Source organism: Stenotrophomonas tumulicola, assembly GCF_014117215.1.
Lineage (GTDB): Bacteria > Pseudomonadota > Gammaproteobacteria > Xanthomonadales > Xanthomonadaceae > Stenotrophomonas > Stenotrophomonas tumulicola.
The window spans coordinates 65,146-92,078 of sequence record NZ_JACGXS010000005.1; the positions used below are offsets into that span (position 1 = coordinate 65,146).

Genomic DNA, 26,933 nt, shown 5'->3' on the forward strand with positions numbered 1-26,933 from the left:
TCATTCGCGGGCCAGGGCTTCCACCGGATCCAGTTGCGCGGCGCTGCGTGCCGGCAGGAAGCCGAACGCCACGCCGATCAAGGTGGAACAAGCGAACGCGGCAACGATCGAAGCGGTGGAGAACACCATCTGGAATTCGCTGGACAGGCGGGCGAACGCCCAGCCCAGGCCAAGTGCCAGGCTGACGCCGATCAATCCGCCCAGCAGGCAGACCAGTACCGCCTCGATCAGGAACTGCTGGCGGATGTCGCTCTGGCGTGCGCCAACGGCCATCCGCACGCCGATCTCGCGGGTACGCTCGGTCACCGACACCAGCATGATGTTCATCACGCCGATGCCGCCCACCAGCAGCGCGATGGCGGCGATCGCACCGATCAGCAGCGTCATGGTGCGCGTGGTCTGTTCGATGGTCTCGCGGATCTCGGCGCTGTTGCTCAGGAAGAAGTCCTCGGTGCCGTGGCGCAGCGTCAGCAGGTTGGTGATCGCTGCCTGGGCGGCGTCCATCGGGGTGTCGTCCTTGACCCGCACGGTGATGCCGGAGACGTAGTTCTGCCCCAGCATGCGCGACATCGCCGTGGTATGCGGTACCCATACACTCAGGCTGGTGCTGCCTCCGAAGCCGAAGCTCTGCCGCTTGGCCACGCCGACCACCCGCACCGGCACGTTGCCGAGCAGGATCACCTGGCCGACCGGCTCGCTGTCCGGGAAGAACTGGGTCCGGGTGTTCTCGTCGATCACCGCCACCTGTGCCAGGGTCTTCACTGCGTCGGCGTCGAAGAAGCTGCCGGATACCAGGGTGACCCCCTTGACCCGGAAGAACTGCTCGCCGACGCCGCTGACCGATGCGGTGGCCGACAGGTTGCGGTAGCGGGCGGTCACCGAGGTGGAGACATTGGGCGTGGCGCTGTCAACGTAACTCTGCCGTGCCAGCGCATCGGCATCGCTGGCCTTCAGCGTCTGCACGCGCGCCGAGCGCATGTCGCCGAAGCCGCGGCCGGGATAGACATCGATGGTGTTGGTGCCCAGCGAACTGATGTTCTGCAGGATCTGCTGCTGCGAACCATTGCCCAGTGCCACCACCGATACCACCGAGGCGATACCGATGATGATGCCGAGCATGGTCAGGAAGGTGCGCAGGCGATGGGCGTTCATTGCCAGCAGCGCCATCCGGAAGGCTTCAATGAAGCGGTCGCGGCTGGCACGCCAGCTGCTGCCCTTGCCGGCGTCGATGCTGGGCGCACGCTGCGCGCGATAGCTGGGTGCCTTGTCGTTGACCCGGTCGGCGATGATCTCGCCGTCGCGGATCTCGATGATGCGCTGGGCGTGCTCGGCCACGCTCATGTCGTGGGTGACGATGATGATGGTGTGGCCTTCGGCATGCAGCTCGCCGAGGATGCCCATCACCTCTTCGCCGGAATGGGTATCCAGTGCACCGGTGGGCTCGTCGGCAAGGATCACCTCGCCACCGTTCATCAGTGCACGCGCGATCGACACGCGCTGCTGCTGGCCGCCGGAAAGCTGCCCCGGCTTGTGCTGCATCCGGTCGCCCAGTCCGAGCCGCTGCAGCAACTGGATGGCGCGTGCGCTGCGCTGCTGGCCGGGGTTTCCGGCATAGATGGCCGGTACTTCCACGTTGCCGCGTGCGTCCAGGTCGCCCAGCAGGTGGTAGCGCTGGAAGATGAAGCCGAAATGTTCACGGCGCAGCTCGGCCAGCTCATCCGGGTCCATGCTGCCTGTTTCACGCCCCGCCACCTGGTAGCTGCCGCGCGTGGGCCGGTCCAGGCAGCCCAGGATGTTCATCAGGGTGGACTTGCCCGACCCGGACTGGCCGACGATGGCGACCATTTCGCCGGCCTGGATGTCCAGGTTGACATCGCGCAGCACCGCGATGGTCTCGTCGCCTGCAGGGAATTCGCGGCGCAGGTCGCGCAGCCGCAGCAGCACGTGGGAGGAGGCTGTCGCTGTCATCGACGCGGCCCGCCCATGCCCGGGCCCATGCGCATGCCGGCATTGCGACCCGATGCGGACGATGGCGCGACGGTGCTGCCTTCACCGACTATCACGCGCTCGCCTTCGGCCAGGCCGGAGAGGATCTCCGCATTGGCGCCGTTGTTGATGCCGACCTTGACCCGGCGCGGTTGCGGCTGCCCATCGGCACCGACCACGCGCACCACCTGCTGGCCATCGCGGGTCTTCGGACCCAGCGCAACGGTGGGCACCATCAACACGCCCTTGGCCTGCTTCAGCAGCACCGACACCTGGGCGGTCATGTCGATGCGCAACGTACCATCGGGGTTCTCCACGTCGAACAGGGCGTTGTAGTACACCGCCGTGCTGGAGCTGGAGCTGGACGAACTGCTGGAACTCGACGAGCTGTCGCTGGCGATCGACGCAGGTGCCGGATTGATCTGCCGGAGCGTGGCGTGGTACTTGCGGTCCGGGTCACCCAGGGTGGTGAAGTAGACCGGCATGCCGGCCTTGATCTTGACCACGTCCGCTTCGGAAACCTCGGCGTTGACCGTCACCACGTCCAGCCGCGCCAGCATGACGATGGTCGGTGCGGTCTGGTTGGCGTTGACCGTGCGGCCCTCTTCGGTGACCACCGCGACCACCGTGCCGTCCATCGGCGCGGTGATGCGCGTATACGCCAGGTTGGCGCGGGCGGTATCCAGCTCGGTCTGGCGGCCCTTGATCTGTGCATCGGACGATTGGATCTGCGCCCGCGCGGTCTTCAGCGCTGCTTCGGCTGAATCGTATTCCTGCCGCGAAGTCGCTTCGGCATCCAGCATCTGCCGCTGGCGTGCGAAGTTCAGCTCGGCCTCGCGCAGGCTGGCCTGCTGCACCGCGCGTTGTGCCTTGACCTGGTCCAGCGACGCCTGCGCATTGAGCACCGTGTTCTGCTGGGTAGTGGCGTCGATCTCGGCGATCAGGTCGCCTTCCTTCACCGTATCGCCCAGTTGCACCTTCAGCGACTTGACCTGGCCGGATGCCTGCGCACCCACGCTGACCAGCTTGAAGGCGTCGATCACACCGGTGGCGTCCACGGTCTGTTCCACGTCGCCGCGGGTGACCGGCGAGGTGGCCAGGGCAGGCGTGGACGGCTTGCGCAGGGCGAACCACAGCACCAGCGCCAGCAGCACGATCACGGCAACGGAGAACAGCAGGCGACCACGGCGGGTCTTGGGCAGCAGGCGGAAGTTCACGGTCAGGGCAACTCGGCAGGCCGCACCAGCGGCGTCATGGCCATTGTGCGAAGGCTCTGCCGGCTTGCTCAATCCTCGGCACGTGTCCGTATGTAACATTGTGGCGCCCGGCGTGTTTCAATCTGTATCCCCGATGGCCCTGGATACATTGCTACGCATTGGCGTGCGTGCGGTTCAGCTGCCGACAGGGGATGATGCCGTCATGGAGACCGTGAACCCGATGCATCGCCTGCTCATCGTCGATGACGACAACGACATCCGCAGCCTGTTGGCCGAACAGCTCGGCCGCGCCGGCTACCAGGTCAGTACCGCTGCTGACGGCACCGCCATGCGCCAGGTGCTCGAACGCGAGCATGTGGACCTGATCGTGCTCGACCTGAACCTGCCGCGCGAAGACGGCCTGACGCTGTGCCGCGACCTGCGTGCACGCTCCACCACGCCGGTGATCATGTTGACCGCACGCGCCGAGCCGATCGACCGCGTGCTGGGCCTGGAAATGGGCGCCGACGATTACCTGGCCAAGCCATTCGAACCCCGCGAACTGCTGGCCCGCATCCGCAACGTGCTGCGCCGCACCGAGGCGTTGCCGGCCAACCTGGAGCCGCTGGCGATCCGTCGCGCGCGTTTCAAGCGCTGGATCTTCGACCTGGAGCATCGCCACCTGGTCGATCCCGATGGCCGGGTGGTGGTGCTGTCCGGTGCCGAGTTCCGCCTGCTGCGGGTGTTCGTCGGCCACGCCAACAAGGTGCTCTCGCGCGAGCAGCTGGTGGCGTTGAGCAGCGGTCGCAACTACGAATCGCAGGACCGCGCCATCGACCTGCAGGTCAGCCGGCTGCGCAACAAGCTGGCCGATGATGGCGGCCCGGATGGCCTGATCAAGACCGTGCGCAACGAAGGCTACGTGCTGGCGTCGTCGGTAGCGCTGGAATGAACCGGTTGCGCCGCTTCCTGTCGTCGATGGTGGGGCGCCTGTTCGTGATCCTGCTGCTGGGCATGGGCGTTGCGGCGATAGGCGCGACACTGCTGGCCAGTGCCAAGCGCCAGCAGGAGTTCGAAAGGCAGAACCTCACCCGCATCGCCGATCGCCTGCAGGGCTACGTGAACCTGCTGGACAGCAATCCGGAGCTGCGCGAACGGCTGTTGGCCGCTGGTGGACCCAGCGTACGCCCGCTGGTGGCCGATGCACGCCAGGGACGTGCCGACGCTGCGCTGATGGGCCTGCTGGCGGCCCGGCCTGGCGCAATGGCCAGCGCGCAGGTGCACTTCACGTCGTTCCGCGCCTGCCTGCCTCGGATGGAAGACCTGCTGCCGCCACCAGCCGATGGCCACCGCGGCAAGACGCGGCGTGAGCGCGATCCGGCATTCATCCCGCCGCGCTGCCGTGCCGTGCACCTGACCCTGTCCGATGGTTCGCCGTTGGCGCTGGCGCTGGAATCGCCCGCCGTCGCACATAACGGGGTGCTGGCGGTGGATCCGTTGTTCCTGACCCTGCTGGTGCTGGCCATCGCCGTGCTCGCCTATGTGGTCGCGCGCATGGCCAGCGCACCGCTGCAGCGCCTGGCCTCGGCGGCGCAGCAACTGGGCGTGGACCTGCACCGGGAGCCCATGCCGGTGACTGGACCGCTGGAGGTACAGCGCGCTGCCGAAGCCTTCAATGCCATGCAGCAACAACTGCAGCGGCACCTGTCCGAACGTACCCACATGCTGGCGGCGATCACCCACGACCTGCAGACGCCGGTGACCCGGCTGCGCCTGCGGCTGGAGAACGTGGCCGACGAGACCCTGCGCGAGCGCCTGGTGGCTGACCTGGCGGCGATGCAGGCGTTGATACGCGAAGGGCTGGAGCTGGCGCGCAGCGCCGAAAGCGCTGAACAGCGCGCACCGCTGGACCTGGATTCGCTGCTGGAAAGCCTGGTCGAAGATGCCGCTGAAGCCGGCGCCGACGCGGCGTTCGAGGGCGGCTGCGGCGCGGTGTTGATGCTGCGTCCGCTGGCCATGCGTCGACTGTTCGCGAACCTGCTGGACAACGCGCTGATGTATGGCCAGCGTGCGCGGGTGCGTGCCGAACGGGATGGAAGCGGTGTCCGGGTGCGGATCAGCGACGATGGCCCGGGACTGGCCGAGCATGAACTGCTCAGCGTGTTCGATCCGTTCGTGCGCCTGGAGACCTCACGTTCGCGGCAGACCGGCGGTGCCGGGCTGGGGCTGACCATCGCCCGTGCACTGGCGGAAAAGGATGGCGCGCGGGTGACGCTGCACAATCGGGAGGGCGGCGGGCTGGAGGCGGTGGTGCATTGGCCGTCGCCCGTGCTGGCGGGGCTGCGCGGCAGCGGCTGAACACACCTGCGCGCGGATTTGCCTATCATGCGCATGTCCTTCCCGCGCCGGCCCCATGATCCTGTCTGTTTCCGTCCCTACCTGCATGGAGCCCGGTATGACGTCGAACGCGTGTGCAAGGAAAATCAAGCGCCGGCCAGGAGATGGCCCGGCGCGATGATGTTCCTGATCGCTCCAGCCATCGCCCGGTGGCACGATGGACGTGCAGCCGGTTTCCTGCGCGTTGCCCTGTGCTGGATGCTTGCCCTGCTGGCCTTGCCCGCATGCGCCGGCGCGCAGGAGGCGGGTTCGCCGCCGCTGCGCGACTATGCCATCGATGTCTGGACCTCCCGCAACGGCCTCCCACACAACTCGCTGCGCGACATCGCGCAGACGCCCGAAGGCCACCTGTGGTTCGCCACCTGGGAAGGGCTGGTGCGTTACAACGGACTGGATTTCACCGTGTTCGACCGCAGTACCCGGCCCGGCCTGCTCGACAACGGCGTTGGCGCCTTGCTGGTCGATCGCCAGGGCGGGCTGTGGATCAGCGACTCGCGCGGCAACATCATCCGCAGATCCCCTGATGGCCAATGGCAGGTGTGGGAGCGCCAGCCACACACGCCCCAGGTGCTCATCCAGGCCATGCAGATGGACAGCCATGGGCGCCTGTGGCTGCTGTATGAGGGCAAAGGAATCGGTTACCTCGGGCCTGACGGAAACGTGGTCTACCAGGCCCCGCCGCCGGAGCTGCCGTTCGCGCTGAGCTTCAACAGGATGGTGGTGGACGCACAGGACCGGGTCTGGATCGGCACGCTGGATGGACTGGTGCTGCGTGACACCGATGGCGTGCTCAAGCGCGCGCCGGCTGGCTGGGGGTTCGGCAGTGGCTTCGTCTGGCCCCACCGGTCACCGGATGGGGTGATGTGGATCATTGCCGGTGAACGCATCTACCGGCTGCAGGATGACGGGCCGGAACTGGTGCAGCGCCTGCCGGGACAGATCTACCTGACGGCGATGCTGCAGGACCGCCACGGCGATCTGTGGCTGGGTACCGAAAGCCAGGGATTGCTGCGTATTTCCCGCCATGGGCTGGAGCGCCTGCCGGCGGGCCTGGCACTTCCGGGCGGGCGCGTGGTCAGCCTGCGCGAAGATGCCGAGGGCAGTATCTGGGTCGGGGCCAATGGTGGCCTGTACCGGCTGCGCGAAACCCTGTTCACCAGCTATACCGAACAGGACGGCTTGAGCGGTGACTATGTGCGCACCGTGCTGGAGGACCGTACACGCGGGCTGTGGGTCGGCAGCGCCAGTGGCCTGGATCGTCGCGGCGCCGATGGTCGGTTCATCCGGGTGCAGCTGAACGACCGCGGTGGCAAGGCGCCTTCGGTGCTGAGCCTGGCGCAGGGGCTGGACGGCGACCTGTGGGTTGGAACGTTCGGCGATGGCGTGTTCCGGCTTGATCCGCAAGGCCATCCGAAGCGGACCTACGGCACCGGCGATGGCATGCCGGGTGGCAACGTGCGTGCGATCAGCGTCGATGCGCAGGGCGTGGTATGGGCAGGTACGCAGAAAGGGGTGGTACGCATCGATGCGAAGGGCATGAGCGTGCCGCGCGTCGACGGCATGCCGCAGGGCCTGGTCACTGCCATGGCGCATGATGCGCAGGGCAACCTGTGGATCGGCACCGTCGAGGGCGTCAGGGTGCTGCGCGGCGACCGGGTGCAATCCATCGACCTGGCGGCGCTGGGCGGTGGGCGAAGCGTGTTCGGGTTCCAGCAGGTCGGCCAGGCGATGTGGATCAGCAGCGACCGTGGCCTGTACCGGTACCAGGATGACACGCTGTCCCGGGTCGGGCTGGAGCAGGGCATGCCGGTGGATACCGTGTTCCAGCTCGTACCCGACCGGGTCGGCAATGTATGGATCAGCAGCAACCGTGGCGTGTTGCGCACCGACATGGGCATGCTCAACGAAGTGGCTGATGGGCGTGCGCCACGGGTGGAGGTGGAGCGTTACAACGAGATCGATGGCATGGCCAATTCACAGGCCAACGGCAGCTCCGGCCCGGCAGCGCTGCTGCGCCAGGATGGCAGCATATGGGTCGCCACCGCCGGTGGCCTCAGCACCGTCGATCCATTGCGCCTGCAACGCTTCCGCGAGCGCCTGGCGCCGCCGGCCGCGATCGAGGACGTGCAGGTCGATGGCACCCCCATCCACTGGGAAGGTCCCCGGCCCAGCCGTATCGAGGGTGGACGTCGACTGGCGGTGAGCTTTGTCGGGCTGAGTTACCTGATGTCCGAGCGCATCCGTTACCGCACCCGCCTGGAGGGGTTGGACAACACCTGGGTGGAACGCGGACAGCAGCGCAGCGTGGAGTTCATCGGGCTGCCGCCGGGCGACTACACGTTGCATGTGTCGGCGGCGCACCCGGGTGGTGCGTGGAGCGACAGCGAGGCGATATGGACATTCAGCGTGCAACCGTTCTGGTGGCAGCGGCACAGCGTGCGTGCGGTGGCAGCGCTGCTGCTGCTGGCGGTGCTGGTGGCGCTGTACCGCTTCCTGATCAACCGGTACAAGGCATCCAACGTGCGCCTGGAACAGAGGGTAGGAGAGGCCACGCGCGACCTGCAGGCGCAGACGGTACACCTGCAGGCGCTGAACTCGGAGAAGACCGACCTGGTGGAGCGCCTGGCACTGCAGTCGGAAGCATTCGAACGGCAGGCACGCGAGGACGCACTGACAGGACTGGCGAACCGGCGTGCATTCGACGAGGCGCTTGCGCGCGATTTCGCGCGTTCGCAGCGCAGCAGGCATCCACTGTGCCTGGTGGTGCTGGACGTGGACCACTTCAAGTCGGTCAATGACCGCCATTCGCACAGCGTGGGAGACATGGTGCTGGGCGAGGTGGCGCAGTTGCTGGCATCGGCCTGCCGCGATTCGGACATGCCGGCCCGTACCGGGGGGGAAGAGTTCGCGTTGCTGCTCAACGACACACGGCTGGAGGAGGCGGCGCAGGTATGCGCGCGCCTGCACGGGCTGTTCCACGATCATCCCGATTGGGCGGGAGTGCCGGGATTGCGGGTGACGTTCAGTGCGGGGCTGGTCGAACTGGAAGCGGCCGACCGTACCCCGAAGTTGCTTTACCAGCGCGCCGATCGCGCGCTGTACCGTGCCAAGAGCGACGGCCGCGACCGCACCAGCATCGGATAGGAATGGCCCGGCTCAGCGTGGCCAGGCATTGGCAATGGTGCAGAACAGGCGTGCTGTCTGTTCGGTGTCATATACCGCGCTATGCGCTTCGCTGGCATCCCAGCCCAGGCCCGCGGCATTGGCCGCGCGCGCCAGCACGGTCTGTCCGTAAGCAACGCCAGCCAGGGTGACGGTGTCGAAGACGCTGAACGGGTGGAACGGATTGCGCTTGTGCCCCACGCGCTCGACCGCCGCGTTGACGAAGCCGAGATCGAAATGCGCGTTATGGCCGACCAGGATCGCGCGCTGGCAGCCATATTTCTTCATTGCCGCGCGAATAGGCGCAAAGACGTGGTCGAGCGCCTGCCTTTCTTCCTTCGCCAGCCGGAACGGGTGGTCCAGGACGATGCCGGTCACTTCCAGCGACTTGGGGTCGATCTCCAGCCCTTCGGCCGGTATGACGTGTGCACTGGCGGTCTGGCCCGGGAACAGCAGGCCGTCCTCGTCCATTTCGATGGGCACCGCCGCGATTTCCAGCAGGGCATTGCGGCGGCTGTCGAAGCCCCCGGTTTCCACGTCCACCACCACCGGCAGGAAGCCCCGGAATCGCTGCGACATGACCCTGAACGCCGCAGCGGGGGGAGCGTCTGGAAGGGCTTGCGGGGGCATGGGGGCATCATTCATGCGGGAATTCTAGCAGAGCAGCACCCGCTCGCCCCGTTCCGACGGCAACGCAGATGCCGGCATGACGCCGGGCCTGCGCCTCAGACGTTGCTGGTGCTCGAGGTCTCGTCGCGCTTCTCGCGCGGCGGCAACGGCTCTTCGCCATGTACCAGGAACCACACGTTCTCGGCGATGTTGGTGGCGTGGTCACCGACCCGTTCCAGGTTCTTGGCCATGAACAGCAGGTGCGTGCAGGGGGTGATGTTGCGCGGGTCTTCCATCATGTAGGTGAGCAGCTCGCGGAACAGCGCGGTGTACTGCGCGTCCAGGCGTGCGTCGTCCGCGCGCAGGGCAAGTGCTGCTTCGACGTTGTTGTCACGGTAGGCTTCGATGGCACGACGCACCTGCTGCGCGGCCAGCCGCCCAAGCGCGCGCAAGCCCTGGATCTGCGGCAGCGGCGGCACCTGGCTCAGTGCGATGGAGCGCTTGGCCACGTTGGCGGCATAGTCGCCGATGCGCTCGATGTCGGCCGGAATGCGCAGCCCGGCGAGGATCTCACGCAGGTCGCGTGCCATTGGCCCGCGCAGCGACAGGCGCATGACATCGTGGCTGATCTGCTGCTCCAGTGCATCGATGGCCTCGTCGTTGGCGATGATGCGCTGGGCTGCGTTCTCGTCCCGCTTCTCGATGACGTCCAGTGACGCCTCCAACTGGGCGACGGCCATGTCGCCCATGCGCACGATCTCGGCTACCAGCCGCTGCTGCTCTTCATCGTAGCTCTTGACGATGTGGTCGTTGGGAAGATTCATGGTTGTTCCATCATGTAGAGCCGAGCCATGCCCGGCTGGCGTTGTCTGTGAAGAAGCCGTGGACCGATCAGCCGAACCGACCGGTGATGTAGTCTTCAGTCTGCTGCTTGGACGGCTGCGAGAAGATCACTTCGGTACGATCATGTTCGATCAGGTCGCCCAGGTACATGAAGGCGGTGTAGTCGGAAACGCGGGCGGCCTGCTGCATGTTGTGGGTCACGATGACGATGGTGTAATCGTGCTTGAGCTCTTCCACCAGTTGTTCGATGCGGCTGGTGGAGATCGGATCCAGCGCCGAGGTGGGCTCATCCAGCAGCAGTACGTCCGGGCGCAGGGCAACGGCGCGTGCGATGCACAGGCGCTGCTGCTGGCCACCGGACAGGCCCAGTGCGCTCTGGCCCAGCTTGTCCTTCACCTCGTCCCACAGCGCGCCCTGGCGCAGTGCGTGCTCGACGCGGTCAGCCATGTCCGCCTTGGACAGGCTCTCATGGTGGCGGATGCCGTAGGCCACGTTCTCGAAGATGGTCATCGGGAACGGTACCGGCTTCTGGAACACCATGCCCACCTTGCTGCGCAGGCGGTTCATCGGATACTTCGGCGACAGGATATTCTCGCCGTCCAGCAGCACTTCGCCACGTGCCTCCAGCTTCGGATACAGCGCATAGATGCGGTTGAAGATGCGCAGCAGGGTGGACTTGCCGCAACCGGAGGGACCGATCAGCGCAGTCACGCGCTTTTCCGGTATTTCAATGTCGATGCTCTTCAGGGCATGGAACTTGTCGTAGTAGAAGTCCAGCCCGCGCGCGGCCAGCTTGACCGGCGCCGGGGTGGCCAGCGATTCATGCGAGGCCGGCACCACGATGCGCTGCATCGGCACGGCGTTGGAAAGATCGTTCATGGCGATGTCCGTGGAAAGGTCAGTCATGGGAGATGCGGTTGCGCAGCAGGATGCCACGGGCGGAGAGGCTGACCAGCAGCACGAACACGGTCAGCACCAGCGCGCCGGCCCAGGCCAGCACCTGCCAGGATTCGTACGGGCTGCCGGCGAACTGGTTCATCACTACCGGCACCGAGGCCATCGGCTGGAACACGTTGTTGCTCCAGTACTGGTTGCCGAACGCGGTGAACAGCAGCGGTGCGGTTTCGCCGGAGATGCGTGCCAGCGCCAGCAGGATGCCGGTGACGATGCCCGCCGATGCACTGCGGTACAGCACCTGCACGGTTACCTTCCATTGCGGGATGCCCAGCGAAAGCGCGGCTTCGCGCATCTGCGAAGGCACCAGGCGCAGCATCTCGTCGGTGGTGCGTACCACCACCGGCAGCACGATGAAGGCCAGCGCCAACGCACCGGCGAAGGCAGAGAAGCTGCCACCGGTCTGCATCACGTACAGGGTATAGATGAACAGGCCAAGCACGATGGACGGTGCGGACAGCAGGATGTCATTGACGAAGCGGACCACGGTGCCGGCCTTGCGGGCGTTGCCGTACTCGGCCAGCCAGGTGCCGGCCAGCACGCCCAGCGGCGTACCGATGCCGATCGCCATCGCGCACATCACCGCGCTGCCGTAGAACGCATTGGCCAGGCCGCCTTCCTGCATCGGCGGTGGGGTCATCTGGGTGAACAGTGCCCAGTTGATGCCCGGGATGCCCTTGGAGAACAGCGTCCACAGGATCCAGCCGAGGAAGAACAGGCCGAACCCGGCGGTGACGACGGAAAGCAGGATCGCAATGACGTTGCCGATGCGACGGCGCAGGTACAGCGATTCAGTGGCGGTGGACATCAGTTGCCCTCCTTGCGGGACAGGCGCATCAGCATCAGGCGGGCAATGGCGAGCACCACGAAGGTGACGATGAACAGCACGAAGCCGAGCAGCAGCAGCGCCGAACGGTAGGTCTCGGTGGCTTCGCCGAAGTCATTGGCGATCAGTGCGGCGATGGTGGTGCCCGGCTCCAGCAGCGATGGCGACAGGCGCACGCTGTTGCCGATCACGAAGGCCACCGCCATGGTCTCGCCCAGCGCGCGGCCCAGGCCGAGGAAGATGCCGCCGATCACCGCGGAACGGGTGTAGGGCAACACGATGTCCCAGCTCACTTCCCACTTGGTCGAACCCAGCGCATAGGCCGATTCCTTCAGGCGGGTGGGCACGGTGAGGAATACTTCGCGCATCACCGAGGAGATGAAGGGGATGACCATGATGGCCAGCACGAAGCCGGCGGTCAGCATGCCGATGCCCAATGGTGGGCCCTGGAACATCGGGCCGATGATCGGCCATTCGCCCAGGGTTTCGTTGAGGAACGGGGTGACGTATTCGGTCATCACCGGCACCAGCACGAACAGGCCCCACATGCCATAGATGATCGAGGGAATGCCGGCAAGCAGCTCGATGGCGGTGCCGATCGGGCCACGCAGCCAGCGCGGGGCCACTTCGGTGAGGAAGAAGGCGATGCCGAAACTCACCGGCACCGCGATGAGCATCGCGATCAGTGCGGTGACCAGGGTGCCGTAGATCGGCGCCAATGCGCCGAACTTGTTTTCCACCGGATTCCATTCGGAGGAATAGAAGAAGCTCAGGCCCTGCGATTCCAGGGCATGGCGACCACCCCACAGCATCGACAGCGCGGCGCTGGCCAGCGCGACAAGAACGAAGATGACCGTGCCGACCAGCACCCATCGGAAGATGCGGTCGTTGCGTGCGTCACGCGTATCGCGCGTGGAGGGTGCGGCTACAGGCTGGGCGATGGCATTCATGGGTACGCAGGGCGGCCATTGGGGGGCAGGGTGGTGCGGTGTCGTGCGTGCAGCGCTGGACAAGCACGGTGCCCGCACGGGGCGGGCACCGCATCTGCATTACTTCAGCTCGGTGCCCCAGTAGGCTTCGATCTGCGTGACCAGCTCGGCCGGCAGCGGCACGTAGTGCAGCTCGTTGGCCTGTTCCTGGCCGCTTTCCAGGGCCCACTTGAAGAACGCCAGGGCGTCCTGGTTGCGCTTGGCATCCTTGGGCTGCTTCTGCATCAGCATGAAGTTGGTGGCGGTGATCGGCCATGCCTGCTCGCCCGGTGCATTGGTGATGACCAGGTCGAAATCCTTGGCGCTGGCCCAGTCGGCGCTGGCCGCGGCTGCGGCGAAGGTTTCGGCGTTCGGCTGCACCCAGCTGCCGGCGGCGTTCTGCAGCGAGCTGTACGGCATGTTGTTCTGCAGCGCGTAGGCCAGTTCGACGTAGCCTACGGCGCCCTTGATCTGCTTGACGTACGACGCCACGCCTTCGTTGCCCTTGCCGCCCACGCCGTCGGGCCACTGCACCGAGGTGCCTTCGCCGACCTTGCCCTTCCAGTCAGCGCTGACCTTGGACAGGTAGTTGGTGAAATTGAAGGTGGTGCCCGAACCATCCGAACGGTGCACCAGGGTGATCTTGCCGTCGGGCAGGGTGACACCGGGGTTGGCGGCGACGATGGCCGGATCGTTCCAGGTCTTGATCTTGCCCAGGAAGATGTCCGCCAACAGGGTGCCGGTGAGGCGCAGCTTGCCCGGCTCCAGGCCTTCGATGTTGACTACCGGCACCACGCCGCCGATGGCCGAGGGAAACTGGGCCAGGCCGGCCTGCGCCAGTTCTTCACTGCTCAGTGGCTTGTCCGATGAACCGAAATCGACGGTGCCGGCCTTGATCTGGGCGATGCCGCCGCCGGAACCGATGGACTGATAATTGATCTTCGCGCCGGTAGCGGCGTTGTAATCGGCCGACCACTTGGAAACCAGCGGGAAGATGAAGGAGGCGCCGGCGCCGGAGACTTCAGCGCTGACCTTGTCGCCAGCGGCGGGGGCGGATGCATCGGCCGCCGGCTGCTGGGCGGTCGGCGCTTCGCTGCCGCCGCAGGCGGCCAGGCCGAGGACGATGGCCAGGGAAAGGGTGGCCAGGCCGGCCTTCTGCAGTTTCATGCGTCACTCCATAGCGGGTTGGTGCCGGCACGTCCGGCGGTTGCAGCTATGAAATGATGTTTTTGTTACAGCCTGATGACGCAGGTGACAGCGGCGCGTCGTGCCCCGCCAGGCGGGGCTTTCGCGGTTCCCGGCCAGGCCGGGTGGGCATCCTGCCGGCCCGAACTGCGCGGCTTCGCCCAACTGGGGGACGAAACAAAAAAAGGCGCGGAACCCCTGGGGGTCACGCGCCCGGTGGAGCCGGCAGGGGGAGAGAGTCCCCGCCGGCTCCGTGCCTGCGGGGTTCAGTACTTCAGGTTCTGCGACCAGTAGGTCTCGATCTGCTGGACCAGCGCGTCCGGCAGCGGCACGTAGTCCAGCTGCTTGGCCTGTGCATCGCCGTTCTTGTAGATCCAGCGGAAGAACTCCTGGGTTGCCTTGGCGTTGGCCACGTCCTTGGGCTGCTTGCGCACCAGGATGAAGTTGGTGGCGGTGATCGGCCAGGATTGCGCGCCCGGCGCATTGGTCATCACCAGGTAGAAATCCTTGGCGCTGGCCCAGTCGGCGCTGGCGGCGGCCGCGGCGAACGATTCATCCGAAGGCTGCACGAACTGGCCGGATGCATTCTTCATCGAAGCATGCGACATCTTGTTCTGCAGCGCGTAGGACAGCTCGACATAGCCGATGCCGCCCTTGATCTGCTTCACGTAGGCAGCCACGCCTTCATTGCCCTTGCCGCCGATGCCCGCCGGCCACTGCACCGAGGTGCCTTCGCCGACCTTGGTCTTCCACTCCGGGCTGACTTTGGACAGGTAATTGACGAAGTTGAAGGTGGTGCCCGAACCGTCCGAGCGGTGCACGATGGTGACCTTGGCCGAGGGCAGGGTCAGGCCGGGATTCAGTGCCGCGATGGCCGGGTCATTCCAGGTCTTGATCTTGCCGAGGAAGATGTTGGCCAGGGTGGGGCCGTCCAGCTTCAGGGCGCCCGGCGCGACGCCGGCGACGTTGACCACCGGCACCACGCCGCCGATCACCGACGGGAACTGGGCCAGGCCCGCGGAGGCCAGCTCTTCCGGCTTCAGCGGGGCATCGGAGGAGCCGAAATCGACCGTGGCGGCCTTGATCTGCGCGATGCCACCACCGGAACCGATGGACTGGTAATTGACTTTCTTGCCGGTGGCGGCGGTGTAGTCGGCCGACCACTTGGACATCACCGGGAAGATGAAGGACGCGCCGGCGCCGGTTACATCGGCGGCGTTGGCGGCGAAGACGGACGACGCGGCCAGGATGGCGACGGCAGCGCGCGACTTGATGACGTGGATCACGGGGAGACTCCTGGGTAAGAGCGGCAGGCGATTGCCTGCCGTGCTGGCGCACATTGCATAACGGCCGGGTGACATGGCTGCGTCCGTTACATGACGCATTGGTGACGGCGGGGCATGGCGCAGGTGGTGCTGGCATACGCCCAGCTGGCGTGCCGTGTGCGGTGGAAGGGCACGACGCTGGCGTCGTGCCCCCGCTGTTTCATTGCGATGACGCGGCGCTTACCAGAAGAACTGCGCGCGCGCTTCCAGGATGTTCGGGTCGTCGTTGACGAAGCCGCGTGCGCTGGAGCTGTACTTCTGGCTGTCCACCATCACGTAGTTCAGCGCGAACTTCACGTTCGAACGCCAGTACCAGTTGGCGCCGACGGTCCAGATGTCCATCTTGCCGCCCAGCACGCCGTCCACCACCGGTGCGCCACCGGCGACATTGGCCAGGTTGCCGTCGTTGAGGTCCATGTGGTCGAAGCGCACGCCGAGCTGCCACATGCCGCTGCCGGGGTTGTCCGGCAGGCCGGTCGACGGCACGCCGCCCTTGTAGCCCCAGGTCTCGCCGGTGACGTTCCACAGGCCGCTGATGTAGTAGCCGTCGCTGGTGTAGTTGTCGTGGTCGTAGCGCTTGGCCTTGCTGCTGTAGTACTCGCCCTGCGCCTTGAACGGCCCGGTGATGTACATCGCTTCGGCGCCCAGGGTGCTGACCCGGTCGGTGTCTTTCAGGTCGCCGCTGTCGACCAGGCGCGCGGTGGCCAGGTCGGCGTTCGGCCGCGCACGCACGCGCAGGGTATCGGCGTCGGCGTCGTAGTCCACGTAGCTCAGGCCGAAATGCAGCACCTGGCCGCCCGCGTTGATCGGGGCGAAGGTGCCGCGTGCGCCGTAGCCGCTGCCATGGGCCAGGTTGCGGGTCAGCTCGCGGCCGAACGCGCTGGCGGTGACCGACCAGTTGTCCTGGCCGTAACCCCATGCACCGCCGAGACGGCGGGCCACGGCGTAGGTGTTGGTCACCGCGGCCTTGGAAATGAAGTCGTTGTTCTTGGTGCTGGACAGCTCTTCCAGGCTGTTGGGCTGCTTGAACTGGCCCAGCTGCAGGAAGTGGTTGCTGTTGCCGCCCAACTTGTACTTCAGGTTGGTGTCCAGGAACTTGTCGGCCTTGGCGTCATAGCCCAGCACCCATTCCACGTTGCCCGGGCCCTTGCCCTTCAGCACCAGCTCGGCGCGGCGCAGTTCGAATTCGCTGTTCTTGCCGTTGCCGGCGTCACCGCCATTGAGGTCGGTCAGGTCATTGTCGAACCAGTTGCCGTCGGCCTGGACCAGGCCTTCGAAGGTGATCTCCGATCCGCCGATCACATCGATGGCGACCTCTGCGTGGGCAGCCGGTGCGAACAGCGCGGCCGCAACGGCCGCAGTAAGGAGTTGGCGATGCAGTTTCATCGGAAGTTGGCCTTGCAGGCAGGTGGGAAGATGCGCGCAGGCTAGTTCGTGAAGATTGCGTAATTGTGACAATTCCGGCAGCGTTCGACGCTACGGGGTCAATGCCGCAGTGGATGGCGGCTATTCATGGCAGCCGGATATGACGCTCAGATTGCTTGACGATGGCAGCCGCCGACAGCGTTCAGGCGGCCAGTGTCTTGTCCTTGAAGCGGCACAGATCGTGGATGACGCATTGCGGGCAATCCGGTTTGCGCGCTTTGCAGACATACCGACCGTGCAGGATCAGCCAGTGGTGTGCGTCCTGCAGGAATTCGTCCGGGATCGCCTTGAGCAGTGCATCCTCGACCGCGCGCACGTCCTTGCCCGGGGCAAGGCCGGTCCGGTTGGCGACGCGGAAGATGTGCGTGTCCACCGCCATGGTGGGTTCGCCGAAGGCCGTGTTGAGCACCACATTGGCAGTCTTGCGGCCGACGCCGGGCAGCGCTTCCAGCGCGGCGCGATCCTGCGGGACCACGCTGCCATGCTGTTCCACCAGGATCCGGCAGGCGGCAACCACGTTCTTCGCCTTGGCATTGAACAGGCCGATGGTGGAGATATACGGCTTCAGCCCTTCCTCGCCGAGATCGAGGATCGCCTGCGGCGTGTTGGCTACCGGGAACAGTCGCCGGGTTGCCTTGTTGACGCCCACATCGGTGGCCTGCGCCGAAAGGGTGACCGCCACCAGCAGTTCGAAGGGGCTGCTGTATTCCAGCTCGGTCTTCGGGTGCGGATTGAGTTCGCGCAGGCGGGTAAACATTTCCACCACGTCGGCGCGCGGTATCTTCGAGGCGCGTCGGGTGGGCGCGCGGGCGGTCTTGTGGGCGGCAGCCATCATGATCCTTTCGTTGCGGCGGCGCGGGCCTTGGCGCGGGCCAGGATGGCCGCGGCGGCCGAGGGCAGGGCGGGCTTCTGGTCCGGGGCGGGCGCGGGCGCGCGGCGGGCATCGCGTTCGGCATCGCGGCGCGCCAACCGTACCGCCCGTGCGCGATACCGCTCACGTGCCTCCCATGCGCGCCGCAACCGGGCCTGCGCCTGCAGCATGGCGTGCTGGTCGGGTCCGGCCAGGCCGTCAGCGGGCGTTGGCGTGTAATCCATCAGTCCAGCCTGCAACGCGCCGTCGACATCTCCTGCCTGCAACCGTGCCCACAGCACGGCGGGGTCGGGGGAACGTGCCATTGGTCAGCCCTGCCTGTACACGGAAGCGGGCGGCAAACCGGGGGAAGGCCCGGCAGTGCCTTGGATCTGACGCATGAGGCCCTGGCCTGGCGGGCTGGAAACGTAGCCGTGGCGGCCATTTTTCCCGGCGATCGCGCAGGATCCGTTGCCGGCCCGGAGCGCCGGGAGCCGGGATTTCGCGGCAGCCGGCCCTCCCCATCTGTTGCCGCTGGCCTTCCGGGCATCCACCGAGCAGGCCGGCCCATGCGTGCCAAGCCCGCCATGGCGGCGTATCGTGGGCCATCGGACGGTTTCGCGGAGGGGGGCGGAGATCAGGGCATCGGTCACGCGGACTTCCAGGAACGTTAAAAAAAAGTGATGTTGAACTCTTGAAACGCAGTCAGGTCCAAGCCTGCGTCGTCAGTAGCGAATCCACCTTGCGACGGCTATCCTAACCCGTCGCCTCAGGGCGGCGAATATGCTCCCTGAGTCACCACCCCTGGAGAATTGTTTGATGAAGTTGCGTTCTATCGCGGTCGCCGTCGCGGCCCTGGCCCTGACGGGCAATGTCATCGCCCAGGACGTCACGTCCGAGAAGGGCAAGCTGAGCTATTACTTCGGTTACGACTACGGCAACAACCTGGCCGAGCTGACCGGTCGTGGCGAGCAGCTGGACATCAACTCGGTGGTGAAGGGCCTGCAGGACGCCTACGCCAAGAAGCAGCCGGCGATCACCGCCGACCAGCTGAAGCCGGCCGTTGAAGCGTTCCAGAAGCGCGAGCAGGGCCGTGCGCAGGCTGCCAAGGCCGAGTACGACAAGGCCGCTGCCGAGAACAAGACCAAGAGCACCCAGTTCATCACGGCGAACAAGGCCAAGTCGGGCGTGCAGACCCTGGCCAGCGGCGTGCAGTACCGCGTCATCGAAGCCGGCAATGGTGCCAAGCCGACCCAGGCCAGCACCGTGCAGCTGGAAGTGGCCGGTCCGTTCCCGTATGGCGAGCGTCCGACCGAGGCCCGTCCGGCCCAGCAGATTCCGTCGATCAAGGTCAGCGAAGTCGAGATGAAGGCCATGCGCGAGACCCTGCTGCAGATGCCGGGTGGTTCGAAGTGGGAAGTCACCCTGCCGCCGGAACAGGCCTATGGTGCCGATCCGCGCACCCCGTTCCCGCCGAACGTGGCCGTGCAGTTCGAAATCAAGCTGGTCAGCGTCAAGTAAAGCAGAATCGTTCCGACCAACGCGCCGGTGGCCTCCACCGGCGCGTTTTTTTTTGCCTGCGCAGCGGCCCGGCATTCACGTTAATGTAGCCATGTGCAAAAGATGGAAGAAACAGCGCGTGCCGTGCCCAGTCCCTGCGTCGGAACCTGCCAGCTGGATCGCCACCGGTCCTGTATCGGTTGCCTGCGCCATATCGATGAGATCGCGCGGTGGTCGTCGATGAGCGAACACGAGCGCGAACACATCCTGCTTCACCGCCTGCCCCTGCGCGAGCAATTGCGCCAATCGTTGAAAGGCTCGCTTGCCGACCATGAGCACCTGATGCGCGCGCTGCACCCCGTGGACCTGCCGCTGGCAGGGGACGGTTGGAACCGCAGCGAACTGGAGGATCTGCTGCCACCGGGGCCATTGGTGGAAGCGGCGGTACTGGCAGGCATCGTGCCGCGTGCCACCGGTGCGCAGGTCATTCTTACCCGCCGTACCGAAACCCTGCGCCAACACGGTGGGCAGGTGGGTTTCCCGGGCGGCCGCACCGAAGCGGACGACCAGGATGCGGTGGCGGCCGCGCTGCGCGAAAGTCGCGAAGAGATTGCGCTGGCTGCTGGGCAGGTGCAGGTGCTTGGTTACCTCGATCCGTTCGTCACCATCACCGGTTACAGGGTGACGCCCGTGGTGGCCGTGGTCGATCCTGCGTTCAAGCCGGTGCCGTCGCCTGACGAAGTTGCCGATGTGTTCGAGGTGCCGCTGGATTACCTGCTGGCACCGGACAACCTGCATCACGTGGAGATCACCCATCGCGGCCGGGTTCGCCACGTGCTGGAGTATGGCTGGCCGGGCCAGCGCATCTGGGGGGCGACGGCGGCCATCCTGTACAACCTGCGCCGCCGCCTGGAGCTGGTGCAATGAATACCTCCGATCCTGCATGGACCGTCCTGGTCGATGTCCCTGCATTGGCTGCCGCGCTTGGCGCGGACACGCTGCGCGTGGTCGATGCGCGCGCCACCGCCAGTTCCCCGCTGCGCGTCATCGATGCCCGCTTTTCGCTGGCCGATGCGCAGGCAGGCAGGGCCCAGCATGCAGCCGGCCATGTACCCGGTGCGGTGTATGCGGACCTCAACGATGACCTGTCCGATCTGTCCAGGACCGGTCAAGGTCGCCACCCGTTGCCCGACAGCGATACCTTCGCCGCCACGCTGGGACGGTGGGGTATCGGCGTGCACACCCAGGTGGTGGTGTACGACGCAGGCGATGGCAGCATGGCCGCTGCGCGCCTGTGGTGGCTGCTGCGCCTGATCGGGCACGCGCGCGTGGCGGTGCTCGATGGCGGCATCGCGGCATGGCAGCAGGCTGGCCTGCCCTTGGCCACGGCCGGGGATCCGGTGCCGCCGTTGCCGCCCTATCCCGGTCATTTCGACCACGGCAGGGTGGCTGGCGCCGAAGAGATCGCCGCACGCCTGAAACATGCACCCGGCTGGTTGGTCGATGCGCGTGCCGCGGAGCGTTTCCGTGGCGAGGTGGAGCCGCTGGATCCGGTGGCCGGGCATGTGCCTGGAGCGGTCAACCGGCCGTTCGCCTTGAACGTTGCCGATGGTCGCCTGCGCCCGGCCGAGGTGCTGCGCGCGGAGCTGCAGCAGGTGATCGGAGCGCATGATCCTGCGCAGGTGGTGCTGATGTGTGGTTCAGGCGTCACGGCCTGCCACCTGCTGTTGGCGATGGAAGTGGCGGGGCTGGGCGGTGCCCGCGTCTATGCCGGTTCCTGGAGCGGCTGGGTCAGCGACCGCAGCCGCCCGGTAGCTGCCGGGGACTGATGGGCCCGGTGAGCCGTGCCTGCATCTGCCCGGCAGGGCCACGCATTACAGGTTCCGGGCCAGGGGTACTGCCGGCAGCACCTTGTCCCACGGGAACAGCGGGCCGGGATCGCGCTTGCGCGCCACCATGCGCGATGGATCGTCGCTGGCCGGTACCTGTTCCAGGTCGAGCTGGTCATGGCCGGCGATGCTGTGCAATGTCGGATAGCGCGCGCACAGCGCGACCAGCAGCCTTACCAGCGCGTCCACCTGCACGGCAGGGTAGGGTTCCTGCATTGCCTGCCGGCGGCTGTCGAACCAGTCGGGGTAACGCCCGGTGTTGACCAGTTCGATGCCGATGGAGTGTTCGTTGAGCCCCCGCACGTGGTGGGCGACCCGTTCCGGCGCCACGTACTGCAGCACGCTGCCATCGCGGTCGATGTAGAAATGGCCGCTGTTGCCGGTGCCGGCGGCATACAGCACGCGCTCGCCATAGGCGCGTGCAAGGGTGATGTCCGGCAGCTCGGTGCAGTGGATCACCACCTGTTCCAGCATGCCGGGCCGGCGTTCGGCCAGCAGGTCATGGTAGGGCAGCGGTTGCACCAGCAGGTCGGGAAGGAGTGGGATCGGCATCGGCCGATGCTAGCATTGCGCGATGAACCGCATTCCTGTTTCCATCGCGCAGGTGCCGGCATGAGCCGTGGCCACTGCATCCTTTCGCACGGCTTCGAAAGTGGCCCCGAAGCCACCAAGGTGACCGCGCTGGCCGACGTCGCCGAGCGCCTGGGCTGGAGCCACGAGCGTCCTGATTACACCGACCTGGATGCCCTGCATGCGGTCAGCCGGGTCGGCGATGTACCGGCGCGGCTGCAGCGGCTGGTCGCGCTGGCCAGCGACGCTGCCGCGCGCGGTCCGGTGGTGCTTGCCGGGTCCAGCCTGGGTGCCTATATCTCGGCGATCGCTTCGTTGAGGGTGGATGTCCGCGGCCTGTTCCTGATGGTGCCACCCACCACCATGGGGCCGATGCCGGCGCTGGATGCGGCGGCCGTGCCGACCAGCGTGGTGCATGCCTGGCATGATGAGCTGATCCCGGCCAGCGAGGTCATCGCCTGGGCCAGCGCGCGCTCGGCATCGCTGCTGCTGGTGAATGACGGCCACCGCCTGAACGACCACGTGGCCGAGTCTGCCGCTGCGTTCGACGCACTGCTGCGTCGGCTCTGACGGCCACTGGCCAGGCGCCTGACCTGCTGCCCTTCCACGCCCCCGGTAGAGCGGGTCCATGACCCGCTGCCCTTCGGTCCGACGCCACCGGCGCGTCAGCGGGTCATGGACCCGCTCTACCGGAGCCCAGCCGGCCGTCAACGACTACAATGGGCGCCCCGCCGTGCAAACGGTTGCCCCACCTGCGAAACCGATCCCGTGAATTTTTTCGTCTCCTGCGCCAAAGGCCTGGAATACCTGCTTGCCGACGAGCTGTCGGCCCTCGGCTTGCCCAAGGCCACTGCCACCATCGCCGGCGTCAACGCCGAAGGCGAACTGGCCCAGGCGCAACGGATCGTGCTGTGGTCACGGCTGGCCAGCCGCGTGCTGTGGCCGCTGGCCGAGTTCGAGTGCGCCGATGAGCAGGCCCTGTATGACGGTGTGCATGCCTTGCCGTGGCAGGACCACCTGAAGCCGGAGATGACCCTGGCCGTGGATGCGCATGTGTCCGGTGACAAGATCACCCACGCCCGCTTCGCTGCGCAGCGGATCAAGGACGCCGTCGTGGATCGCATGCGTGCAGAGGGGCTGGAACGTCCTTCGGTCAACACCGACCTGCCGGACGTACGCATCAACCTGTCGCTGCGCAAGGGTCGGGCCACCATTTCCATCGACCTGGGCGGTGGCCCACTGCACCGCCGTGGTTGGCGGGGTGCCGCACACGAAGCGCCGCTGAGGGAAAACCTGGCCGCTGCGGTACTGATGCGCGGCCAGTGGCCACGCCTGCATGCAGCCGGTGGGGGCCTGCTGGACCCCATGTGCGGCAGCGGCACGCTGCTGATCGAAGGGGCGTTGATGGCGGCCGATGTAGCGCCTGGCCTGATGCGCCACGGCAGCCTGCTGCCCAGCCGCTGGCTGGGCTTCGACAATGCCAGCTGGAAAGCCCTGCTGGCCGAGGCGCGCGAGCGCGAAAAGGTGGGCCTGGCGGCACTGAAGCCGGTGGTGTTCGGCAGCGACATCGATCCGCTGGCGATCCAGGCTGCACGCGAGAATGCCGAAGTGGCTGGGGTGTCCCATGCCATCACCTTCACTCGTGCCGATATCGTGGACCTGCCGGCGCCGCCGCTGGAGATCGGCTGCGTGGTCAGCAATCCGCCTTACGATGAGCGCCTGGCAGCCGACCCGGCGCTGTATCGGCGGTTGGGCGATGCGCTGCAGAAGGCCGTGCCGCAGTGGCGCGCCAGCCTGTTGTGTGGCGACGCCGAACTGGCCTTCGCCACCGGCCTGCGCGCCGGCAAGAAATACCAGATGTTCAATGGCGCCCTGGAATGCGTATTGATCACCTGCGATCCGGTGGCCGTGCCGCAGCGCGATCCGGCTGTCCCGCGCGAACTCAGCGAAGGCGCGCAGATGGTGGCCAACCGCATCCGCAAGAACCTGAAGAAGTTCAAGAGCTGGCGCGCGCGCGAACAGGTCACCTGCTTCCGTGCCTACGATGCCGATCTTCCCGAGTACGCCGCCGCCATCGATGTGTACGAGGAAGATGGTGGCCAGCGTCGTACCTTCCTGCATGTGCAGGAATACGCGGCGCCGGCGACCATTCCGGAAAACGACGTGCGTCGCCGCCGCAACGAACTGCTTTCCGCCGCCCGCGAGGTGTTCCAGGTGCCGCCGGAGCAGGTAGCGCTGAAATCGCGCGAGCGCGGCAAGGGCGGCAGCAAGTACGGTCGCTTCGAACGTCGCGATGAGTTCCTGGTGGTGCGCGAGAACGATGCGCTGCTGCGGGTGAACCTGTTTGATTACCTGGATACCGGCCTGTTCCTGGACCACCGGCCGTTGCGCCGGACCATGGCCGAACAAGTGCGCGGCAAGCGCTTCCTCAACCTGTTCTGCTACACCGGCGTGGCCAGCGTGCAGGCCGCAGTGGCTGGCGCATCCAGCACCACCAGCGTGGACCTGTCGGCGACCTACCTGCAGTGGTGCTATGACAACCTGGCGCTGAACGGGCAGGGCGGCAACCAGCATCTGCTGGTGCAGGCCGATGCGGTGTCCTGGCTGGAAGCCGACGGCGGCCAGTACGAGGTGATCTTCTGCGATCCACCGACGTTCTCCAACTCCGCCCGCGCCGAGGACTTCGACGTGCAACGTGAGCAGGTACGGCTGCTACGGGCGGCGGTAGCCCGGTTGGCCCCTGGTGGAGTGGTGTACTTCTCCAACAACTTCCGTCGCTTCAAGCTGGAAGAGAACGCAATCGCCGCGTTCGCCACCTGCCGCGAGATCAGCCCGCGTACCATCGGCCCGGACTTCGAGCGCAATGCGCGCATCCACCGGGCATGGGAACTGCGCGCGCTGTAACCGCACCGAGGTCATGTGGGGTAGCGCCGAGCCATGCTCGGCGAGCGCAGCGACGTCACCGCCCCGCATCAAACCAGCGCGGCCACCAGCCCCAGCACCGGCAGCGCCCATGCCAGCGGCACGATCCAGCGTGGCTTCCACGGGTATAGCCCGAACGCCAGCAGCAGGCCGGTGATCGTCATGGCGCCCAGCCACAATACCGGGCCCATCGCCCAGCCATGGTCGGCAACGCTCAGGCCGAAGGCCAGCGCCAGCAGCACCCAGCCCAGCACCGACCACTGTCGCCGGCGCGATGCCGGCGCTGCCTGCTTCGCATGCAGCTCCAACTGGTGTTTTTCCATTGCCAGCGACAGCGCGGTGAACGCGGTGAACGATAGCCCGATCGCCAGCAGCATCATGCCGATGCCTCCACCGCTGCCACGGCAGCTGCCCGTTTCTTCTTCTCCGCAGCGCTCAACGGTGGCGTCCAGCGTTGCATGCGCCAGCCGCACATCGCCAGCATCGCGCCGAAGGCCAGCATCACCAGGTCGAAACCTGCCAGCACCCAGTCACCGGCCGCTATCGTCACGCCCAGGTGGGCATGCGTGGTCAGTGCATTGACCAGCGGAATGAGTGCGAACAACAGCGCACCCAGGTAGAGCTGCCACGTCCACATCACCCGCTTGGGCCAGATGAAGGCGGCCAGCAGCGCCGCGCCCCAGGCGTAGAAGAACACCGTGACTTCCGCGTCGGCGCGTCCGGCCAGCTGCAGCGGCAGCAGCCGGTTGCCGAGGAAGTACGCGGCGAAGGCGATCGGCAGGCCGGCCACCGCACCGATGTTCAACGCATCCACCAGGCGCAGGCCGAAGCCGGTCTTCCCGCTTTTCGCATGCTTGGGGCGTTCCTTCACGGCCCACAGCACCACGCCGCTGGCGACCATCAGGCAGCCGGTCAGCCCGGACAGGAAGAACAGGGCACGCAGGCCCCAGTCGGCGAAGCGCGCCAGGTGCAGGCCATACATCACCCCGCGCGTGGCCGTGGCCGCACCGGATGCCGGGCTTTCCTGCAGCAGCGTGCCGCTGACCATGTCATAGCGCAGTGCCGGGGTATCGATGGACAACCGCTTGCCATCGCGCTGTCGGATGTCGATCACCGCATTGGCCGCGCCCGGGTTGGCCACGCTGAAGCCGGATACGTCAACGCCTTTCCAGTGCGCACGTGCACTGTCCAGCAGTTGCTGGATGGGCAGGGGGGCAGCGCGTCCTTCGGCCGGCGCGGTTACTTCCGGCATGCCGCCGAAGGCCTCGCTGAAGAAAGCGGCTTCGTCCTGCGGGTATGCCGCCTTGATCCCCCATGGCAGGTACATCACCATCAGCGTGACGATGCCGGTGTAGGTGATCATCGCGTGGTAGGGCAGTGCCATCACGGCGCTGACGTTGTGGAAATCAAGCCACGAACGCAGGCCCTTGTCCTTCCGGAAGGTGAAGAAATCCTTGAAGATCTTCTTGTGGGTGATGACGCCGGTGATGATCGCCACCAGCATGAACATCGCGCAGAACCCGACCAGGTAGCGTGCCCACAACACCGGGATGTAGTGCAGGTCGAAGTGCAGGCGATAGAAGAAATCGCCGCCGCGGGTCTCGCGTGCCTGCAGCGTGTCGCCGGTATTGGGGTCCACGGTGGCGTCGCCGAAACGGCCACCACCACGACGACGGCGTTCACCCTCCACGGGGGGCTTGACCATCGATTCGGGATTGCGCCAGAACATGCGCATGGCCGGATTGCGGGGGTCGGGCAGGGTGACGAACCAGGTTTCAGCCTGGCCCGCATGCTCCTGCAGGTAGTGCACCGCGCGCTGTGCGGCGACGTCGGTGCTGACCATGCTGGACGGCAGCTCCGGCCGCATCCAGCGGCTGATCTCTTCGCGATAGTAGCTGGCCGTGCCGGCCATGAAGATCAGCAGCAGCAACCAGCCGACCAGCAGGCCGGTCCAGGTGTGCAGCCAGGCCATCGATTGGCGGAATCCGTTCTTCATGCCCAGGCTCCCATCAGGCGCGCCACGGCGGCCAGCAGCAGCGTCGGCAGCGCGATGCCCACCCAGGCGCGCAATGCGGTGCGGGTGGCGAAGGCCCACAGGGCCGCGCAGGCGGCCACGACGATGGCCACCAGCATGCCGGTCAGCACGGTCTGCCCACGCGCGCCGGGCAATACCACCGCGCAGAACACACTGGTGACCGCCGCCAGCGTGTAGCCACCAAGGATGGCAGCCAGGCTGCGTGAGAGCACGCCCCAGCCGGGACGGGCGAAGAACGCAAGCAGGCGTGCGTTGGTGGACGGGCTGGCAGTAGGCGGCGAGCGGTCCATG

General features: G+C 66.4%; 24 protein-coding genes. 8 read left to right on the forward strand and 16 right to left on the reverse strand.

What is annotated here, in order from left to right:
• Both H4O11_RS11270 and H4O11_RS11275 read right to left on the reverse strand, forming a co-directional pair.
• Positions 1–1,968 carry a MacB family efflux pump subunit gene (locus H4O11_RS11270; protein WP_182339529.1) on the reverse strand — a complete coding sequence of 656 codons (1,968 nt, stop codon included), beginning with the start codon at positions 1,966–1,968 and terminating at the stop codon, positions 1–3.
• Positions 1,965–3,203, reverse strand: a complete 1,239-nt coding sequence (locus H4O11_RS11275) for an efflux RND transporter periplasmic adaptor subunit (protein ID WP_182339726.1) — start codon at positions 3,201–3,203, stop codon at positions 1,965–1,967. Before H4O11_RS11275 ends, H4O11_RS11270 begins: the two co-directional genes overlap by 4 nt.
• Positions 3,204–3,405: 202 nt before the next feature.
• On the opposite strand from H4O11_RS11275, the gene H4O11_RS11280 reads away from it, so the two are divergent.
• The 3 genes from H4O11_RS11280 to H4O11_RS11290 all read left to right on the forward strand — a co-directional run bounded on the left by H4O11_RS11280 (position 3,406) and on the right by H4O11_RS11290 (position 8,723).
• Positions 3,406–4,134, forward strand: a complete 729-nt coding sequence (locus H4O11_RS11280) for a response regulator (protein WP_182339530.1) — start codon at positions 3,406–3,408, stop codon at positions 4,132–4,134.
• Entirely contained in the window at positions 4,131–5,540 is a 1,410-nt protein-coding gene (locus H4O11_RS11285; RefSeq protein WP_182339531.1) for an ATP-binding protein, read from the forward strand. Before H4O11_RS11280 ends, H4O11_RS11285 begins: the two co-directional genes overlap by 4 nt.
• Before the next feature lie 237 nt (positions 5,541–5,777).
• Positions 5,778–8,723, forward strand: coding sequence for a two-component regulator propeller domain-containing protein (locus H4O11_RS11290; RefSeq protein WP_425506050.1), 2,946 nt, complete (start codon positions 5,778–5,780; stop codon positions 8,721–8,723).
• 12 nt (positions 8,724–8,735) lie between these two features.
• Here the strand turns inward: H4O11_RS11290 and rnt are convergent, their stop codons facing one another.
• The 10 genes from rnt to H4O11_RS11340 all read right to left on the reverse strand — a co-directional run bounded on the left by rnt (position 8,736) and on the right by H4O11_RS11340 (position 18,052).
• Entirely contained in the window at positions 8,736–9,371 is a 636-nt protein-coding gene (gene rnt, locus H4O11_RS11295; protein WP_425506042.1) for a ribonuclease T, read from the reverse strand.
• Positions 9,372–9,466: 95 nt separating this feature from the next.
• On the reverse strand, positions 9,467–10,174 hold the full coding sequence (gene phoU, locus H4O11_RS11300) for a phosphate signaling complex protein PhoU (protein WP_182339533.1): 708 nt from the start codon (positions 10,172–10,174) through the stop codon (positions 9,467–9,469).
• Between the two features lie 67 nt (positions 10,175–10,241).
• Complete coding sequence (pstB, locus tag H4O11_RS11305) at positions 10,242–11,072, reverse strand: phosphate ABC transporter ATP-binding protein PstB (RefSeq protein WP_182339728.1); 831 nt, start codon at positions 11,070–11,072, stop codon at positions 10,242–10,244.
• Positions 11,073–11,091: 19 nt separating this feature from the next.
• On the reverse strand, positions 11,092–11,955 hold the full coding sequence (gene pstA / locus H4O11_RS11310; protein WP_182339534.1) for a phosphate ABC transporter permease PstA: 864 nt from the start codon (positions 11,953–11,955) through the stop codon (positions 11,092–11,094).
• Positions 11,955–12,923: a phosphate ABC transporter permease subunit PstC gene (gene pstC / locus H4O11_RS11315; RefSeq protein ID WP_182339535.1), complete on the reverse strand. Its 969-nt coding sequence runs from the start codon at positions 12,921–12,923 to the stop codon at positions 11,955–11,957. Before pstC ends, pstA begins: the two co-directional genes overlap by 1 nt.
• A gap of 99 nt (positions 12,924–13,022) precedes the next feature.
• Positions 13,023–14,108: a phosphate ABC transporter substrate-binding protein PstS gene (gene pstS / locus H4O11_RS11320; RefSeq protein WP_182339536.1), complete on the reverse strand. Its 1,086-nt coding sequence runs from the start codon at positions 14,106–14,108 to the stop codon at positions 13,023–13,025.
• A gap of 284 nt (positions 14,109–14,392) precedes the next feature.
• A complete protein-coding gene (pstS, locus tag H4O11_RS11325) occupies positions 14,393–15,412 on the reverse strand; it encodes a phosphate ABC transporter substrate-binding protein PstS (protein ID WP_182339537.1) in 1,020 nt (339 codons plus the stop codon).
• Positions 15,413–15,631: 219 nt separating this feature from the next.
• Positions 15,632–16,837, reverse strand: coding sequence for an OprO/OprP family phosphate-selective porin (locus H4O11_RS11330; RefSeq protein WP_182339538.1), 1,206 nt, complete (start codon positions 16,835–16,837; stop codon positions 15,632–15,634).
• 181 nt (positions 16,838–17,018) lie between these two features.
• Positions 17,019–17,708, reverse strand: coding sequence for an endonuclease III (nth, locus tag H4O11_RS11335; RefSeq protein WP_182339729.1), 690 nt, complete (start codon positions 17,706–17,708; stop codon positions 17,019–17,021).
• The gene (locus H4O11_RS11340) at positions 17,708–18,052 is read right to left on the reverse strand and encodes a hypothetical protein (protein WP_182339539.1); all 345 of its coding nucleotides are present in this window, start codon (positions 18,050–18,052) and stop codon (positions 17,708–17,710) included. Before H4O11_RS11340 ends, nth begins: the two co-directional genes overlap by 1 nt.
• Before the next feature lie 493 nt (positions 18,053–18,545).
• Here H4O11_RS11340 and H4O11_RS11345 point away from each other — a divergent pair, with 493 nt between their 5' ends.
• The 3 genes from H4O11_RS11345 to H4O11_RS11355 all read left to right on the forward strand — a co-directional run bounded on the left by H4O11_RS11345 (position 18,546) and on the right by H4O11_RS11355 (position 21,055).
• Positions 18,546–19,247 (forward strand): FKBP-type peptidyl-prolyl cis-trans isomerase N-terminal domain-containing protein, encoded by a 702-nt coding sequence (locus H4O11_RS11345; RefSeq protein WP_182339540.1) that lies wholly within the window; start codon positions 18,546–18,548, stop codon positions 19,245–19,247.
• Between the two features lie 102 nt (positions 19,248–19,349).
• Positions 19,350–20,153, forward strand: a complete 804-nt coding sequence (locus tag H4O11_RS11350; protein WP_182339541.1) for a CoA pyrophosphatase — start codon at positions 19,350–19,352, stop codon at positions 20,151–20,153.
• A complete protein-coding gene (locus tag H4O11_RS11355; RefSeq protein ID WP_182339542.1) occupies positions 20,150–21,055 on the forward strand; it encodes a sulfurtransferase in 906 nt (301 codons plus the stop codon). Before H4O11_RS11350 ends, H4O11_RS11355 begins: the two co-directional genes overlap by 4 nt.
• Before the next feature lie 45 nt (positions 21,056–21,100).
• On the opposite strand, the gene H4O11_RS11360 is transcribed toward H4O11_RS11355, so the two are convergent.
• Entirely contained in the window at positions 21,101–21,667 is a 567-nt protein-coding gene (locus tag H4O11_RS11360; RefSeq protein WP_182339543.1) for an N-acetylmuramoyl-L-alanine amidase, read from the reverse strand.
• Between the two features lie 60 nt (positions 21,668–21,727).
• Here H4O11_RS11360 and H4O11_RS11365 point away from each other — a divergent pair, with 60 nt between their 5' ends.
• Together H4O11_RS11365 and rlmKL are read left to right on the forward strand one after the other, a co-directional pair.
• The gene (locus tag H4O11_RS11365) at positions 21,728–22,255 is read left to right on the forward strand and encodes an RBBP9/YdeN family alpha/beta hydrolase (RefSeq protein ID WP_182339544.1); all 528 of its coding nucleotides are present in this window, start codon (positions 21,728–21,730) and stop codon (positions 22,253–22,255) included.
• Positions 22,256–22,453: 198 nt separating this feature from the next.
• A complete protein-coding gene (gene rlmKL, locus H4O11_RS11370; protein WP_182339545.1) occupies positions 22,454–24,589 on the forward strand; it encodes a bifunctional 23S rRNA (guanine(2069)-N(7))-methyltransferase RlmK/23S rRNA (guanine(2445)-N(2))-methyltransferase RlmL in 2,136 nt (711 codons plus the stop codon).
• A gap of 68 nt (positions 24,590–24,657) precedes the next feature.
• Here rlmKL and H4O11_RS11375 read toward each other — a convergent pair whose 3' ends face one another.
• The 3 genes from H4O11_RS11375 to H4O11_RS11385 are packed head-to-tail and all read right to left on the reverse strand — an operon-like array spanning position 24,658 to position 26,932.
• A complete protein-coding gene (locus H4O11_RS11375) occupies positions 24,658–24,987 on the reverse strand; it encodes a DUF3325 domain-containing protein (RefSeq protein ID WP_182339546.1) in 330 nt (109 codons plus the stop codon).
• Positions 24,984–26,603 (reverse strand): PepSY-associated TM helix domain-containing protein, encoded by a 1,620-nt coding sequence (locus H4O11_RS11380; protein ID WP_182339547.1) that lies wholly within the window; start codon positions 26,601–26,603, stop codon positions 24,984–24,986. Before H4O11_RS11380 ends, H4O11_RS11375 begins: the two co-directional genes overlap by 4 nt.
• Complete coding sequence (locus H4O11_RS11385) at positions 26,600–26,932, reverse strand: DUF3649 domain-containing protein (protein ID WP_182339548.1); 333 nt, start codon at positions 26,930–26,932, stop codon at positions 26,600–26,602. The genes H4O11_RS11380 and H4O11_RS11385 overlap by 4 nt, the downstream gene beginning before the upstream one ends.
• Position 26,933: the final 1 nt, after the last annotated feature.